18 protein-coding genes are annotated in these 15,861 nt (G+C 62.7%); 8 read left to right on the top strand and 10 right to left on the bottom strand.

Annotated elements, in window-relative coordinates:
* Positions 1-54 precede the first annotated feature (54 nt).
* Together X735_RS153005 and X735_RS153010 are read left to right on the top strand one after the other, a co-directional pair.
* A complete protein-coding gene (locus X735_RS153005) occupies positions 55-1,302 on the top strand; it encodes an MFS transporter (RefSeq protein WP_023810952.1) in 1,248 nt (415 codons plus the stop codon).
* Between the two features lie 32 nt (positions 1,303-1,334).
* A complete protein-coding gene (locus tag X735_RS153010; RefSeq protein ID WP_013529232.1) occupies positions 1,335-1,598 on the top strand; it encodes a metalloregulator ArsR/SmtB family transcription factor in 264 nt (87 codons plus the stop codon).
* 84 nt (positions 1,599-1,682) lie between these two features.
* Here the strand turns inward: X735_RS153010 and X735_RS153015 are convergent, their stop codons facing one another.
* On the bottom strand, positions 1,683-2,339 hold the full coding sequence (locus X735_RS153015) for a glutathione S-transferase family protein (RefSeq protein ID WP_023810951.1): 657 nt from the start codon (positions 2,337-2,339) through the stop codon (positions 1,683-1,685).
* 103 nt (positions 2,340-2,442) lie between these two features.
* Complete coding sequence (locus X735_RS153020) at positions 2,443-3,279, bottom strand: alpha/beta hydrolase (RefSeq protein WP_023810950.1); 837 nt, start codon at positions 3,277-3,279, stop codon at positions 2,443-2,445.
* Between the two features lie 99 nt (positions 3,280-3,378).
* On the opposite strand from X735_RS153020, the gene X735_RS153025 reads away from it, so the two are divergent.
* The 3 genes from X735_RS153025 (at position 3,379) to X735_RS153035 (ending at position 4,805) form a co-directional block, all read left to right on the top strand.
* Entirely contained in the window at positions 3,379-3,900 is a 522-nt protein-coding gene (locus X735_RS153025) for a helix-turn-helix domain-containing protein (protein ID WP_023810949.1), read from the top strand.
* A gap of 77 nt (positions 3,901-3,977) precedes the next feature.
* A complete protein-coding gene (locus tag X735_RS153030) occupies positions 3,978-4,211 on the top strand; it encodes a hypothetical protein (RefSeq protein ID WP_023810948.1) in 234 nt (77 codons plus the stop codon).
* A gap of 162 nt (positions 4,212-4,373) precedes the next feature.
* Positions 4,374-4,805 (top strand): heme-binding protein, encoded by a 432-nt coding sequence (locus X735_RS153035; protein WP_023810947.1) that lies wholly within the window; start codon positions 4,374-4,376, stop codon positions 4,803-4,805.
* Positions 4,806-4,913: 108 nt separating this feature from the next.
* Here X735_RS153035 and X735_RS153040 read toward each other — a convergent pair whose 3' ends face one another.
* The 3 genes from X735_RS153040 to X735_RS153050 all read right to left on the bottom strand — a co-directional run bounded on the left by X735_RS153040 (position 4,914) and on the right by X735_RS153050 (position 6,640).
* Positions 4,914-5,315 (bottom strand): hypothetical protein, encoded by a 402-nt coding sequence (locus tag X735_RS153040; protein ID WP_023810946.1) that lies wholly within the window; start codon positions 5,313-5,315, stop codon positions 4,914-4,916.
* A gap of 239 nt (positions 5,316-5,554) precedes the next feature.
* A complete protein-coding gene (gene rpmF / locus X735_RS153045) occupies positions 5,555-5,737 on the bottom strand; it encodes a 50S ribosomal protein L32 (protein ID WP_008834724.1) in 183 nt (60 codons plus the stop codon).
* A gap of 141 nt (positions 5,738-5,878) precedes the next feature.
* A complete protein-coding gene (locus tag X735_RS153050) occupies positions 5,879-6,640 on the bottom strand; it encodes a transglycosylase domain-containing protein (protein WP_031213164.1) in 762 nt (253 codons plus the stop codon).
* 78 nt (positions 6,641-6,718) lie between these two features.
* Here X735_RS153050 and X735_RS153055 point away from each other — a divergent pair, with 78 nt between their 5' ends.
* Together X735_RS153055 and X735_RS153060 are read left to right on the top strand one after the other, a co-directional pair.
* On the top strand, positions 6,719-7,627 hold the full coding sequence (locus X735_RS153055) for a polyprenyl synthetase family protein (protein ID WP_023810944.1): 909 nt from the start codon (positions 6,719-6,721) through the stop codon (positions 7,625-7,627).
* A gap of 158 nt (positions 7,628-7,785) precedes the next feature.
* Positions 7,786-8,592, top strand: coding sequence for a class I SAM-dependent methyltransferase (locus X735_RS153060; RefSeq protein WP_023810943.1), 807 nt, complete (start codon positions 7,786-7,788; stop codon positions 8,590-8,592).
* Positions 8,593-11,016: 2,424 nt separating this feature from the next.
* Here X735_RS153060 and X735_RS153065 read toward each other — a convergent pair.
* The 4 genes from X735_RS153065 to X735_RS153080 form a co-directional block, all read right to left on the bottom strand.
* The gene (locus X735_RS153065) at positions 11,017-11,919 is read right to left on the bottom strand and encodes a Stf0 family sulfotransferase (protein ID WP_245273206.1); all 903 of its coding nucleotides are present in this window, start codon (positions 11,917-11,919) and stop codon (positions 11,017-11,019) included.
* 1 nt (position 11,920) lies between these two features.
* Positions 11,921-12,775 carry a lytic transglycosylase domain-containing protein gene (locus X735_RS153070; protein ID WP_023810941.1) on the bottom strand — a complete coding sequence of 285 codons (855 nt, stop codon included), beginning with the start codon at positions 12,773-12,775 and terminating at the stop codon, positions 11,921-11,923.
* A gap of 5 nt (positions 12,776-12,780) precedes the next feature.
* Entirely contained in the window at positions 12,781-14,034 is a 1,254-nt protein-coding gene (gene ispG / locus X735_RS153075; protein WP_023810940.1) for a flavodoxin-dependent (E)-4-hydroxy-3-methylbut-2-enyl-diphosphate synthase, read from the bottom strand.
* A gap of 334 nt (positions 14,035-14,368) precedes the next feature.
* On the bottom strand, positions 14,369-14,548 hold the full coding sequence (locus X735_RS153080; protein ID WP_013529217.1) for a YdcH family protein: 180 nt from the start codon (positions 14,546-14,548) through the stop codon (positions 14,369-14,371).
* A 239-nt stretch (positions 14,549-14,787) separates the two neighbouring features.
* On the opposite strand from X735_RS153080, the gene X735_RS153085 reads away from it, so the two are divergent.
* Positions 14,788-14,991, top strand: coding sequence for a DUF465 domain-containing protein (locus X735_RS153085; protein WP_013529216.1), 204 nt, complete (start codon positions 14,788-14,790; stop codon positions 14,989-14,991).
* 21 nt (positions 14,992-15,012) lie between these two features.
* Here X735_RS153085 and X735_RS153090 read toward each other — a convergent pair whose 3' ends face one another.
* Entirely contained in the window at positions 15,013-15,801 is a 789-nt protein-coding gene (locus tag X735_RS153090) for an IclR family transcriptional regulator (protein ID WP_023810939.1), read from the bottom strand.
* Positions 15,802-15,861 lie beyond the last annotated feature (60 nt).

The following is a 15,861-nucleotide window of genomic DNA, read 5'->3' as shown; positions in this document are numbered from 1 at the left end:
AATGCGACTGTCTTCAGACCCAGCGTCCCCGCCAAACCTGAGCCGGATCAAACAATGTTCGCAACCTACAGACCGATCCTCTCGCTGCTTCGCGGCACCGCTTTCCTGCTGGCGGCATCTGGATTGCATGGGCTGCTCTTGCCCCTGCGCGGTCAACTGGAAGGTTTCTCGACCGCATCGCTCGGCCTGATGGGCACGGCGTGGGCCGGCGGCTTCGTCACTGGCTGCTTCTTCGCACCGCGCATCGTGCGCCGCGCAGGCCACGTGCGCGCATTTGGCGCCTTTGCCGCATCCGGCGCCATCGTGGCGCTGCTCACCGGGTTGATCATCAACGAATATGTCTGGATCCTGCTGCGCGCCTTCACAGGCTTCACCATGGCCGGTGCCTTCATGGTCATCGAAAGCTGGCTGAACGAGAAGGCCACCAACGAGAACCGCGGGACCGTCTTCGGCCTCTACATGATGGTCACTTATGCCTCGATCATGGGCGGGCAGATGATCGTCGCCGGCGGCGACGTGAAATCGGCGTCGCTGTTCATGATCACCGGCATCCTGTTTTGCCTGTCGCTCATTCCGACCGCGGTCTCGAGCGCCTCCCACCCCAAGCCGCTGCAGGATGTCTCGCTCGACGTCAAAGGCCTTTATGCCAATTCGCCGGTTTCGGCGGTCGCCTGCGTGTTGATCGGCATCGCCAACGGGGCCTGGGGCACGCTTGGCGCGGTCTACGGCGCCCGTATCGGCATCTCCACGGCCGAGATCGCCCTGATGATGAGCCTTGTGGTCGTTGCCGGTGCCGCCATGCAGCTTCCCGCCGGGCGCATGTCCGACAAGACCGACCGGCGTTTCGTGCTGGCGGGCGCTGCTTTCGGCGCGGCCTTGTTCGCGCTCCTGATCTTCCTGTTCGAGCCACGCTCCGGCGTCTTCGTCATCGTCTTCACCGCAGCCTATGGCGCCTTCGCCTACACGCTCTATTCGATCGCCGTGGCGCATGCCAACGACCACGCGCGCTCGGAGGATTTCGTCAAGGTGTCGGGCGGCCTGCTGCTGCTCTACGGCTTCGGCACGATGATCGGACCCTTGCTGGCCGCCGCCCTGATGGGCTGGATGCGCCCGGAAGGCCTGTTCCTGGCGACCGCCTTCGCGCATCTTTGCCTGGCGGGCTATACGCTGCTGCGCATCAGCCGCCGCGCTCCGGTGCCGATCGGCGATCGTGACGCCTTCAAGACGCAGCCGGCCGACCGTTCGGTGACACCGGAAGCATTGCGGCTTGATCCCAGAAGAAAAGCAGAAGCAGACGGTTGAGATTCGAAAGGCTTTGCCGCACTAATACAGGCATGATGTTTTCCGACGCCTTCATGGCGATTGCCGATCCCAACCGGCGCCATCTTCTGGAAGAACTTCGCCGCGGCCCGAAAACCGTCACCGAACTGGCCGCCGGCTTGCCGGTGTCGCGCCCAGCCGTTTCGCAGCATCTGAAAGTGCTGCTCGATGCCGGCCTGGTCCACGCCAAGCCGGAAGGAACAAGGCGCGTCTATACGGTGAGCGGCACCGGCTTCCTCAAACTCAACATCTGGCTCGATCAGTTCTGGGAAGCCTGAGCTTCTCAGTGTCATTGCCAGCGGCTCGGTCAGTTGACCGACCGTATCGGCGAGCGTCTGGGGCGAGATCGTGCAGCATCCCGATCAGCCATTATTGTAGGGGAAGAACTTGAAGTAGGGCTGCGCCTCCTCGATCACCCGGGCGAAAGCCGGCCGGTGCACCAGCCGGTCGTGATAGCGCTTCACGGCCGGGTATTTGTCGCCGAACGGCTCGACCTTGTTGGCATAGAACAGCGCCGGGGACGCCGCGCAATCGGCCATGGTGAAGGTGTCGCCCATCGCCCAGATCTTCGACTGCATGTCTTGTTCGATGATGGCGTAGGAATTGCGCAACTGGTCGCGGGCCTGCTCGACGCCGAACGGGTCGGTCTTGTCCTGTGGCCGCAACCGGTCGCCGACGATCTTCTGCATCGGCTCCTGCACATAAAAATCATAGAAGCGATCGGCCTGGCGGACGGCCAGCGCCAAGTCGATGTCGGCGGGAACGAGGTCGATCGGCCCCGGATAATGCGCGGCCAGATATTCGACAACGATGGTCGATTCCAGCACCGTGCGGTCGCGCGCATCGTCGCGCAGCGCCGGCATCTTGCCGGCCGGCGAAATCTTCAGGAAGGCCCCGCGCGATTCAGCATCGCCAAGATCGACGATGACTGGCGTGAACGGCGTCACGTTCTCATACAGCGCGATCAACGGCTTCCAGCAGAAAGAGGCCAACGGATGGAAATGAAGCGTCAGGGACATTTTTTGCTTATCTGTTTCGTGGTTCATCGATGGCCGGTGCCGTGCTGCTCATCAAGGGTCAGACACTGCGGCAAGCATGGCCCGTCAAGGCCCGCTTGCCGCTTCAAGCGACATGGGCCTGGGCGACGATGCCTGCGACAATCACCTCCCAGTCGTCCGGGTGCAGCTCGTGGCCGCCGCCTCCGAACCGGAGAATTTTCGCGCCGGTGACCGCCTCGGCCAGCGCCTCGCCATGTTCGACCGGAAAGATCGGATCAGCCGTGCCATGGATGACCAGCAGCGGCGCCGCGATCTCGTGCAGGCGGCCCTTCCAGGCGTCGCCGCCCTTGAGCATGAAATGGTTGGTCGCGCTCAGGAAGCCGCCGGAGCGGTCGTGATCCTGCTCGACAAAGGCACGCATCCGGGCCTCGTCGAATGGATGTGCGATGCTGGCGATCGCCCGCGCATCCCTGACGGTGAAATCGATCACCTGGCCACGGTCCGACCAATCGACTTTGGCGCCCTCGGCCGAATGCTCGATATAGGCATCGCTCGTCTGCGGAAGGTGCGAAGTGTCGGTTCCCACGGGCGAGCTGCTGATGACGGTCAGCGATGCGACACGGGACGGGTGTTTCAACGCCACAAGCTGCGCGATCATGCCGCCCATCGACATGCCGACGACATTCGCCTTGCCGATGCCGTGGTCGTCGAGAACGCGCATTGCATCGTCGGCCATATCATCGAACGTGTAGGGCGGCTCTCCCGGCTTGTATTTGGTCGAACGGCCGGTGTCGCGATTGTCATAGCGGATCACGAACAGGTCGGCACCGGCCAGTTTCCGGCAGAACGCCTCCGGCCACCACAGCATCGAAGCCATCGCTCCCATGATCAGCAACAGCGGCGGGTTCGCCGGATCGCCAAAGGTTTCGGATATGATTTCGGGGCGTTCGGTCGTCGTCACGGTGCGGCCTCCTCTCCTGCAATACCGATTGCATTCTGCAATCGGTTGCACGATAATAAAACCGATACGATAATGCAACCGGTTTTGGAGAAAAATCTCATGAGCATGGATCGCCGGTCCGGGTGTCCGATCAACCTGTCGCTGGAAGTCTTCGGCGATCGCTGGAGCCTGATCATCCTTCGCGACATGATCTTCGGCGGCAGGCGTCATTTTCGCGAGCTGCTCAACGGATCGATGGAAGGCATCGCCTCCAACATCCTCGCCGACCGGCTGAAGCGGCTGATGGAGCTGGGCATGCTGACCAAAGCCGACGACCCCTCGCACAAGCAGAAGGCGATCTACAGCCTGACCGAAATGGCGATCACGCTGGTGCCGATCCTGGCCCATCTCGGCGCCTGGGGCCGCGTCTGGCTGCCGGTCAGCGAAGAACTGTCGATCCGCGCCGAACTTCTGGAAAAGGGCGGACAGCCGATGTGGGACAAATTCATGGACGAGTTGCGCCATGAACATCTCGGCATGCCGCTCGATACTGCAGCGGGTCCTTCTGTCCGCGCGACCTTGCAGGCCGCCTATGAGGCCGTGGTTGCCAGCAAGGCCCCCGCCGCCAGCACAGCCGCGTAATTAACTTATTTTCCCGTTTTGGGGCCGACTCTGCTAGAAGAGGCGGAAAATCACAATTTACGGGATTGGATAAGGTCTTGGTTGAAAACTCTCGGGATGCTGCCCGCGCGCGCGCCGACCTGCGTTTCAAGAAGCAGGAAGAGGCGGCAACCGTCCGCCAGAAGGCGATGGCCGAATACGTCGCCGAGAGCGACGCCCGCCAGGCCAAGACCAACAAGCTGCGGGCGCTGCGTCTCGCCAAGGAAGCCGAAGACCTAGCCAATGCGCCGGCGGCACCCGCCAAGAAGCCGGCCCGCGCCAAGAAAAAATAGCAGCCACCCCTTTGAGCCATAAGCGCTAATGCCTGTCCTGATGGTATCGGTGAAAGCTGCTTCCATCCCGCCCCTTCACGCGAAGCAATTTCAACCGAAACGGGGATGTTATCTCGCCCGTCGACGGTCGATGATCGACGCGTTTTCAAACAGGAGACTGCCATGACCGCACTGCCGCTCGAAAAAGCCAGGCAAATCATCGATGCCGCCTTTGCCAAGGGCGCCGATCTCAAGCTCAAGCCGCTCGGCGTTTCGGTGCTTGATGCCGGCGGGCATCTGGTCGCCTTCCAGCGCCAGGACGGCGCCTCGTTCCTGCGCCCGCAAATGTCGGCCGGCAAGGCCTACGGTGCGCTCGCCATCGGCATGGGCTCACGCAAAGTCGAGGCCTTCGCCAAGGAGCGTCCGCATCTCGTCGCCGGCATCTCGGACGTCTCGGGCGGACGCGTGCTGCCGGTGGTCGGCGGCGTGCTGATCCGCGACAAGGCCGGAGCCATCATCGGCGCCGTCGGCATCTCAGGCGACACGTCGGACAATGACGAAGCCGCGGCCATCGCCGGCATCGAGGCCGCCGGCTTCACCGCCGATCCGGGCTGAATCCTCTCCACTTTGGTCATCGCTTGGCGAAGTAGGAGCGAAGCTCCGTCGCGGAGGCCCTGGGATGACGAAGCGATGCGCGTTTCTGCCAATCGCTTCGCTGAGGAACTAATTCAGATTGATGTCTCGGCTGGCCGATCGCATCGACACCGCGAATCCGGCCAGCACATCGAACAGCGCGATGACCATCAGCGTGAAGAAGACGGAATGGGCGGCGCCCTTCACCAGCAGGAACTCGACCAGGAAGGCCACGAACACCAGCGTCGACAGAAGATGGTCCATGATCGAGGCGTTGGTCGTGCGCACCGACTTCGCCATTTCGAGGAACAGGAAGACCAGCCCGATCAGTATCATCAGGTCGCCCAGCGTCATCGAGAACACGCCGCCCGACATCATGCTGAAGGAGAAGACCTCGCTCGCCCACGGATCGTCACCGCTGCCGAAAATTCCCAGCAGTCCGAGGTTGTAGAGCACGAAAGGCACGATCAGCAGCGGAATGGCACCGAACATCTGGCGTCTCCATGTGGGGGCGATCCTTTGTAGAATGCGCCATAGCCACGTCGTCAAGATGTTTCGCCATCAGCGCTGAACACGGTCGAAGACCGCACGCAACAACCATGTCAGCCGATTGCCGGCCGAAGGATTTGCAACGTCGGCGGTGCACGCCTGCGCTGCCGGCCCGCCCAAACGCAAAAGGACCAGCCACCGGCCGGTCCTTTTGGAAATTCAAACCTTTGAAAAAGCTGGTCTCAACTTTCCTTGGGGGTCAACACCTGGCGACCGCGATACATGCCGGTCTTCAGGTCGATATGGTGCGGACGGCGCATTTCGCCGGAATTCTTGTCCTCGACATAGGTCGGGGCCTTGAGGGCGTCGGCCGAGCGGCGCATGCCGCGCTTGGACGGAGAGGTTTTTCGTTTCGGAACGGCCATGGATATGCTCCACTACATGGTCAAAAAGCCCCGCCCGCCCTCGTGAAAGGGCCATGTCGGGGCCGGAATCTGAGAAAGTCGGGTGCCTATACACGCCCTGTGCCGTTTTGGCCAGCACTGGCGCGAATTTTTTTGGATCGGCTAGCGGAGGCAACCGACATAGGCGCCGGAGCGGCCGGCGCGCCGCTCGATCAGATTGGCGAGCCGCCTCAAGCCAGGCCCGGGTTTGGCCGGATTGCGGGCAATCGGATTTGGCAAGGAGACCGCAAGCAAGGCGGCCTGCCGTCGCGACAGCTGTTTTGCCGAAACGCCGAAATGGTGCTGTGCCGCAGCCTCGATGCCGTAGATGCCCGGCCCCCACTCGGCGATGTTGAGGTAGATTTCCATAATGCGCCGTTTCGACATCACCGCATCGAAATAGACGGCCAGCGGCAATTCGACCACCTTGCGCACCGAGCCCAGCGGCCGCGACCAGAGAAACAGGTTCTTGACCGTCTGCATGGTGATGGTCGAGGCGCCGCGCGTTGCTTCGCCGGCCAGCGCATCGTCGACGACGCCCCGCAATTCGCCGAGATCGACGCCACGATGAAAGCAGAACTGCCCGTCCTCCGACATGATGACGGAATTGGCCAGCACCGGCGACACGTCGTCGATCGACACCCAGCGGCGGTCGTAACCGGAGAACGTCGCCAGGTCCTTCAGCATCAGCGTCGAGACAGGATGCACGAAGAATGGCAGGTACAGAAACGTCAGCACGACCGGAATCAAAGCCAGCACCGCGGCCACGACGATGCCGCGCCGGACCCAGCGCTTGAGACCACGGCGGTTTACGCCCCGCGATCTCGTCGCCATGTCCAGTCTTTCGGTTTCATGATCGACGATCGGTTCCGCCAAGCCGCCCAACCCGTGCTTCTCCCTGCCCCGGCATAATGGCGCTTGGCTTCTTGCGCAACGTCTGAGTGTCGGCTACCGGTCCGGGCCATGACGAATGACGACCAAATGGCGTTCGAAATGGCGCTGATCAGACGGGCAGCCGCCGTCGAGGTGCTGCTGCGGCGGCTGCTCGACGACCGTGCGCTTTCGGGCGAGATCGCGCGGCCTGAGCGTTTGATGGCGGCGATGCGGCACGGCGTGCTGAACGGCGGCAAGCGCCTGCGCCCTTTCCTGGTCATGGAAAGTGCCGCCCTTTTTTCCGCCGATGGCGAGGCGGCATTGCGCGTCGCCGCAGCCCTTGAATGCGTGCATTGCTATTCGCTGATACACGACGATCTGCCCGCCATGGACGACGACGATCTGCGCCGTGGCCAGCCGACCGTGCACAGAGCCTTCGACGAAGCGACCGCTATCCTGGCCGGCGACGCCTTGCTGACGCTGGCCTTCGACATCATTGCTGGCGAGGCGACCGCCCTGCCGGCGGAACGGCGGGTAGCCCTGGTGCTGGCGCTTGCCCGTGCGGCCGGAGCCGGTGGCATGGTCGGCGGCCAGAAGCTCGACCTCGAAGCCGAACAGGCGCCGCCGGACGAGACCGGCATCATCCGGCTGCAGGCGATGAAGACCGGCGCGCTGATCCGTTTCGCTTGCGAGGCAGGCGCACTCATTGCCGGTGCACCAGCCGATGACCGCGAGCGGCTGGNCTCGGCGATCGGTCTTGCCTTCCAGCTTGCCGACGACCTGCTCGATTTGACCGCCGATGCCAGCCAGATGGGCAAGGCGACCGGCAAGGACGCCGCCGCCGGCAAGGCGACGCTGGTGGCCTTGCATGGTGCGAATTGGGCACGCGGCCAGCTTCACGGCCTCGTCGAACAGGCCCATGCACTGCTTGAGCCCTATGGCGACGATGCCCAATTGCTGAAGGAAGCGGCGACGTTCGTGGCGGCGCGTAACAGCTGAGGTTGTGCCAGCCGGAACATCGAGCTGATCGACGCACGCACGTCCCCGCCGGCCGGTTCTGAAATAGAGCTTGAGCGGAAGCCTGCCGAGGCAGAGGATCGACATCGCTTTGCCACCGCACGGCAAGCACGCGGTGCGGATAGAGTTGGAGGGATGCCATGTCGACCACCGACAAGCTGTTCACCGGTTCCATTCCCGAAGTCTACGACCGGGCGATGGTGCCGCTGATCTTCGAGCCCTATGCGCAGGATCTGGCGGAGAGAGTGTCGAAGCTCGGGCCGCAATCGGTGCTCGAAGTGGCGGCGGGCACCGGTGTGGTGACGCGTGCGCTGGCAGCAAGATTGCCGGCGCAAACACGCATCGTGGCCACCGACCTTAACCAGCCGATGCTCGACCACGCGCGCACGCGGATGTCGGACGATCCTCGTATCATCTGGCAGCAGGCCGACGCCCAGGCACTGCCCTTCGAGGACGCCCGGTTCGACGCCGTGGTCTGCCAATTTGGCGCGATGTTCTTCCCCGATCGGGTGGGCGCCTACGGGCAAGCGCGGCGGATGATGCGGCCGGGCGGGCATTTCCTGTTCAACGTCTGGGGTGCCATCGAAGACAACGAGTTCGCCGAGGAAGTGACGCGGGCACTCGGCCATTTCTTTCCGGCCGATCCGCCTCGCTTCATGGCAAGGACGCCGCATGGCTATCACGATGCGGACGTCATCCGCGCCGACCTTCATGCCGCCGGCTTCCGTGACATCACCATAGAGCCGCTGGATGCCGTCAGCGCCGCTTCCTCGCCATATGAGGCGGCCGCGGCCTATTGCCAGGGCACGCCCCTGCGGGCCGAGATCGAGGCGCGCGGTGGCTCGCTGGAGGAGGCGACGCGATACGTGGCGAATGCCCTTGGGAAACGGTTCGGGGAAGGTCCGGTGAGTGGCCGCATCCGCGCCCTCGTCGTGGAAGCGGCCTAGGCGTGCTGTCCATCCGGCGGCTCGCACGGCCTGCCTACCCGCACGAACGAAATTTTAATGTAAATGAAGCGTAATCCCGGCCATTAAAATGGTGCGTATGTGTTGGGGTTGCGCATGCCTGAATATTCGTCCTTCATCCGGTCGGTCCGGATCCGCTATATTTCAGGGTTGCTGATCTTCGCGCTGGCTTCCGCCGGCATCGTGATTGCGCTTGACCGCGTCAATTCCTTTCGCCGCGACATCGATGCGCTGAGCAGCAATCTCGTCATCTTCACCCGCGACCTGCGCAACGCGACCAGCTTTGCCGAGACGACCGGCACAGCCTGGCGGGCGGAGACACGCGATGCCCTGACCACATCGGCGCGCGGCCATTCGGAGCGTCTGACCGGCGAGATCGAGACGCTGACCGCCCAGCTTGCGGCGATCAAGCCGCGGCTGTCGATCAAGACCGTCAACGAACTCCAGTCCGCTTCCGTCAACGGCGATCTGTTCTGGTCGCCGCGCGACATGGTGCGCAATTTTAACCTGATGTCGGTGGCGCAGAAGGTCGACGAGTGGAGCTATCGCGAAATCCGCAACCAGAACGACCTGTTTGCCCAGCCTATGCTGGTTCGCGTCCGCACCGCCATGGATGATGAGCGCCACCTGGCCGATGCCTCAAGCGACAGACTGCTGCTGTGGGCGAGCGGCATCCTGTTCGCGGCACTTGCCATCGTCGCCTTCTGGATCTTCCGCCCGATGGAAGTGGCAATCCGCCGCGCCTTTGCCGAATCCGCCGAATCCCTGTTCAAGGCCGAGGCCGCCGACCGCGCCAAATCGGAATTCCTGGCCAATATGAGCCACGAAATCCGCACGCCGATGAACGGCGTGCTCGGCATGGCCGAACTGCTGGCGAAGACCGATCTGACCCCGCGCCAAAAGACCTTCACGGACGTCATCGTCAAATCCGGCAACGCGTTGCTCACCATCATCAACGACATCCTCGATTTCTCCAAGATCAATGCCGGCCAGCTCACCCTCGACCCTGCTCCCTTTCGCCTTTCCGAGGCGGTCGAGGATGTGGCGACGCTGGTCTCGGCGCGCGTCGCCGAAAAGAACCTCGAACTGATCGTGCGTGTCGACCCGCGCCTGCCGGCCCATGTCGTCGGCGACGCCGGCCGGTTCCGGCAGATCATCACCAACCTGCTTGGCAATGCCGTGAAGTTCACCGAAAAGGGTCATGTGCTGATCGATGTCGGCGGCGAAATCGTCAACGACGTGGTCCAGCTCAAGGTCCGCGTCGAAGACACCGGCATCGGCATACCGGCCGAGAAACTGCAGAATGTATTCGAGAAATTCGCGCAGGTGGACGGCTCGTCCACCCGCCGTCATGAGGGCACGGGGCTGGGCCTCGCCATCGCCGCCCGCCTCGTCGACCTGATGGCAGGCAAGATCGGTGTNCGCCCGCCTCATCGACCTGATGGGCGGCAAGATCGGCGTCGAAAGCGAGATCGGCCGCGGCTCGGTGTTCTGGTTCGCGGTGCCGCTGGCCGCGCATCAGGCGGCGGCGCGCGACGAGATCGTGCCGGTCGACGTCACCGGCGCGCGCGTGCTGGTCATCGACGACAATCCGGTCAACCGCGAAATCCTGCTCGAGCAGCTCAGAAGCTGGAGCTTCGATTGCGCCGCCGCCGAAAGCGGCGCGGTTGGGCTTGCTTTCCTCGACCGCGCCTTTCAATTGGGCGCCGCCGTCGACTGCATCATCCTCGACTACCAAATGCCGGGCATGAACGGCGCCGACGTCGCCAGAGCCATTGCTTCCGACAGCCGGCTGTCCTCCATCCCGGTGGTGTTGCTGACCAGATCGGAAGAGCACACGTCTGAACTCCNCCCGCTCGCAGGTCGGCAAGGCGCGGTTCGTCCGCGAACCGATCGTGCAGGCTCCCCCGGCGGCGCCGCCCGCCTTCACCGTCATCCGCGGCCCGGCAATGCCGGTCGCGGCAGCGCCGGAATCGACAACCGCGCCGAACGGACCGATCGACATCCTCATTGCCGAGGACAATGACGTGAACCAGCTGGTGTTCGGCCAAATCCTCAACGGGTTGGGCTTGAGCTACCGCATCGCCGGCAATGGCCGCACGGCGGTCGAGATGTACCGGGCGCTGCGCCCCAAGCTGATCCTGATGGATGTCTCGATGCCCGAAATGAACGGCTATGAGGCGACCCGCGCCATCCGGGCGATGGAGGTCTCGACGGGCGCCCACATCCCGATCATCGGCGTCACCGCGCACGCGCTGAAGGGTGATCGCGACAAGTGCATCGAATCAGGCATGGACGACTATCTGCCGAAGCCAGTTTCGCCCGACCGCCTGGGCACCAAGATCGGCACCTGGCTCAGCGAAACGGTGGTGGCGAAGACCGCCTAGGCTGCATCCATGGGATGCGTCAGACGGCTGCTGCCTCCAGACGATAGCGGCGCATCCAGTCGAGGCTTGTCGCGTCAGCAAGCTTTGCAACGCCGGGGCTTACATCCTCCTCGTCAGGCGCTCGGACCCTCAGGGCTTCGCAGATGCCTAGCAATGTCGCGGCCGGATTGCCTGAAAGGCGCTCATAGCCGACACGCAGCGGGGATATGCCTTGCTCTGCGAACCAAATGTTCCAGGCCGCGTCATAGGTCTCGAGTTCCGTGACCTCTCGTTTGATCCGCTCGAAATCATATTGAGGCTCTTTCGGCGGCGCGACCCTTTCGATCTCGGTGCCGTCGGGAGCGATATGCCAAAGACCGGTCTGCTCTGCCTTGATCAGGGAGACAGCCTGCGCGAGCTTGTCCTCCCGCGAGAGGTGTATGTAGAGAACATTGCCGAATGCTCTTTCGAACCGCGCTCTGTCCGACGGCAGTTTCGGGAAAATCCGGTCGAGGATCGTCGAAAGCTCATCCAGATTTTCGCGCATCAAGCGAAGGCCGAAGAGGCCGGTTCCACCCTTGCCCGCAGCGATCGCCGCGTTGAGATAGGCGACATTGAAGTCGAGCTCACTCATCGTGTCGCGATCGGGCAGCTTCCACTCTTCAGCCCACTCCAGCACATCCTGCCGCCGATAGAATGAGTGCGGATCGCCAGTCGTCTTCGTGGATGCCAGAAGCTTGCACAGCAGCGTGCTTCCGGTCCTCGGCGTGCCGCAGATAATGTATCCATCGAACATGTTGAGACCCATGCTGCTCGTCAAAGACAGGGCCGCCGCCCAGTAAAGATGGCGGCCGCTATAGCTGAAATCTTTGCTGGATGCGACGTTCCGGCTGTCGCTTATAAATGCCTTTCTCAGACAGAACATCGCGCCGGCAGCGGCCAAATTACCGGTTGCGCACCACCACGCACGCCCCACCGACACTTTGCAATTTCTGGCAAATAACGTTGGCATCGGCGCGGCGGTCGACACCGATCCTGACCGCGTAGATGCCGCGCCGGCCGATCGGCGTGCGCACCCGGCTGACCACCGGATCATGCCCGTTGAGCAGGGCCGGGAACCGGCTCCTTACCCTGAGCCACTGGTTGATCGCGGCACTGCGGCGAAAATTGCCGGCCACCTGGATGCCCCATGGCTTTATGTTGATCGAAGCCATGGCCACCGTCCGCGACATGATCACCGGCAGTTTTCGGCAAGCGACGGCAAAATCCGTCTTTGCGTCGAGCGGCTCGACTTTTCCAGCATAGGCCCGGTCCGTGAACTTGTCGGCTGGTTCGCCCATGATGTCTAAGACATAGCTTTCGGTCTCCATTGGCAGGAACCCCCCGGAGCTGAGCCAGCGCGACACCCGGCTCTCGCCGGCATTGTAGGCGGCGGCGGCCAGGCCGAGATTGCCGTAGCCGGTTTTCATTTCGGCGAGATATCTAGCCGAAGCCGGAATCGCCTGGTTGATGTCGAAGGAATTGGCAAGCCCGCGCATCTTGGCGGTGCCCGGCATGAACTGGGCAATGCCTTCGGCGCCGACCGGACTGACGGCGTTGGGATCGAAACGGCTTTCCTTCCAGATCAGCCGGGCGAAGAAATCCCTGGACAGGCCGTTCTGGTCGGCATGCGCCTGGATCAGATTGCAGACTTTGTCGATCAGCCGCTGCTTAGCGGATTGCGGCGGATCGGCCTGCACAAGGGCCGACCAGGTCAGCCCGTACAGCAGGATCAGCGTCGCCCATAGGAAACGCTGCATTTGACTTACTCTGCCGCGGCCTTGCCGCCGCGACCGAACCGCTGTTCGATATAGTCGGCGACCATTTTCTCGAAATCCGCGGCGATCGACGGCCCGCGCAGCGTCGCCGCCTTCTTGCCGTCGACGAAGACAGGCGCGGTCGGCGTCTCGCCGGTGCCGGGCAGCGAAATGCCGATGTCGGCATGCTTGGACTCGCCCGGGCCGTTGACGATGCAACCCATCACCGCGACCTTGAGGTTCTCGACGCCGGGATATTTGTCGCGCCACACCGGCATATTCTTCCTGAGATCCGCCTGGATGTTCTGGGCAAGTTCCTGGAACACGGTCGAGGTCGTGCGGCCGCAGCCGGGGCAAGCGGCGACGATCGGCACGAACTGCCTGAACCCCATGGTCTGCAGCAATTCCTGCGACACCTGCACCTCGCGCGTGCGGTCGCCATTCGGCTCCGGTGTCAGCGAGATGCGGATGGTGTCGCCGATGCCTTGCTGGAGCAGGATGCCCATGGCGGCCGACGAAGCGACGATGCCCTTCGAGCCCATGCCGGCTTCGGTCAGGCCGAGATGCAGCGCGTGGTTGGAGCGGGTGGCGAGCTCGGTATAGACGGCGATCAGGTCCTGCACGCCGCTGACCTTGGCCGACAGGATGATTTTCTCGCGGCCAAGGCCGATCTCTTCCGCCATCTCGGCCGACAGGATCGCCGACTGCACGATCGCCTCGCGCATCACCTCCTGGGCCGTCAGCGGGAAACCCTTGTCCTGGTTGTCGTCCATCAGCCGGGTCAAAAGCTCCTGGTCGAGCGAGCCCCAGTTGACACCAATGCGTACCGGCTTGTCATGCTTGATCGCCATCTCGACGATATCGGCGAACTGGCGGTCCTTCTTGTCCTTGAAGCCGACATTGCCCGGATTGATGCGGTATTTGGCCAGCGCCTCGGCGCAGGCCGGATGATCGGCCAAAAGCTTGTGGCCGATATAGTGGAAATCGCCGACCAGCGGCACGTGGATACCCAGCCGCTGAAGCCGCTCATGAATGCGCGGCACGGCGGCGGCGCTCTCGTCGCGATCGACGGTGATGCGCACGATCTCCGACCCGGCCCGGTGCAGGGCTGCGACCTGCGCAACGGTCTGGTCGATATCGGCCGTGTCGGTGTTGGTCATCGATTGGACGACGACAGGCGCGCCGCCGCCGACGATCACGCCGCCGACATCGACGCCGACCGACGTACGGCGGGGAAAAGGAGAGGAAAAATATCCGGTCATGCCGGCAGCCTTTTGTCTCTGGAGCATCTTGTGTCCTGCATGGACGCACAACGACGCCCCGGGCCGATGCGCTGAGGTCCGGGCATGAGGTGGAGGAGCAAAGATGGCTTGTCAATGGCGACAGGTCGCCACTGGCCGGAATCGCCCGCCGCCGGCGACCAGAAACAATCGATGATCTGGCGAAACGGGCGACGGCCGAAGCGGAGATTGAGCCGGGTGCAAGTCCAGCTTCGGCTGACAGACCGGTGCTGGAAAATCAAAACCCTCCACGCCGGCGGCGGGGTGCCGCCGGGAAAAGAGGCCGCGGATATGGGGCGGCTATGTCAGGAGGGCATCAATGCGTGGTCGGTTTGCCTCTTAGTTTTTCAATCTCGTCCTTGAGTGCCAGCTTGCGTCGCTTGAGATTCACGATTTCGAGGTCGTCTACCGATGGATGATTCATCGCGTCATCGATTTCACGTTCGATGTCGCCGTGTTTCCGCTGCAACTCATCAAGATGGGATGCAAGAGACATGATTGGTTCTCCCTTTCATGGTTTTCCTCGATTGCAACCGTCACGGCGCGTCCACCGCAGGTTCGCTTCTGTGACGGCACAATGACACTGTGCCACCATCCGGCCGCGATGTCGAATGATCCGTGGTAGCATTCCACGACACCTTGAAATGTGATATGGGCTGCACGCCGGTGACAAAACACCCGGTCCCGCCCAATCAGGCCCAGTTTTGGGCGCCGCAGACGTGCAGACGGTAGAGAATGTCCGATCAGGAACAGGCCGATATTCGCCTAGAATTTTCCCGCCTGAAGCAGGAACACGCCGATTTCGATGCGGCCATCAACGCGATGATCGCCATGGCCTGCGATCCGCTGCAGATCCAGCGCATGAAGAAGAAGAAGCTGTTCCTCAAGGACCGGCTGATGGCACTGGAAGACAAGATCATTCCCGACATCATTGCGTGAGTTGGCGTTCGCTCGCTCGCGCTACACGGCGATCGAAAGCTTCGCGGCACGATCACGCAGCAGGCCGATAAGTTCGCCGGTCCGCCCCTCGGATGTATCGATGGGGACCACCAGGCACATCGTCGCCTCGACCTTGCCCGGCGCTGAAAACACCGGCGCGGCAAGGCACTTGGTATAGGCATCGACAAGGCCTGAAGTGACGCAATAGCCGGTGATCCGCGCTTTTGCGATGTCGGCGACGAAATCGTCGAGCCGCAGTTTGCGCCCGTCGGGCAGCACGAGATCGTCGTTTGACACCATGCCTTCGATCTCAGCCTTCTCCAGCCCCGCCAGAAGCAGCCGCCCCGAGGCCGTCCAGGGCAGCGGTATCTGCAGGCCGGTGGCGGAACTGATGCGGAACGGCCTGGTGCCGGGACTCGCATGGACGATCGTATAGCGGCCGCTCTGCAGCATGCACAGTTCGGAAGTCTCGCCGGTCTCGCGCGACAGATTGTCGACCTCCTGGCGCCCCCGCCTCAACAGGTCGTTGCCCCGCACATAGTCCATTCCGTAGAGATAAAGCTTCTTGCCGAAATAGACGCGATTGTCGTCGCCTTGCATTTCCAGCAGTCCCGCATCGACCAGCGACCGCACAAGCGTATAGGTCGTCGAGCGGGGCGCGTTCACGCCCTTGGCAAGGTCGCCAATGCCGATCGCGCGCTGGGTCGTGTGAAGAAACTCCAGAATCTCGAGCACCCGGTTGAGCCCCTTTTCTCGGGAGCCCGAAATCTTCTCGCCGGCTGAAAGTGCCGAGGCATTGCCATCTTGCATTGTTGATTCCCGGTGTTAGTATCTGTCCTGTACAGGATACACGCGTCTCTTGTAAGAGAC

The organism is Mesorhizobium sp. L2C084A000, assembly GCF_000502875.1.
GTDB lineage: Bacteria > Pseudomonadota > Alphaproteobacteria > Rhizobiales > Rhizobiaceae > Mesorhizobium.
The sequence above is the reverse complement of the archived record's forward strand: the minus strand, read 5'-3'. Positions and strand labels throughout refer to the sequence as shown.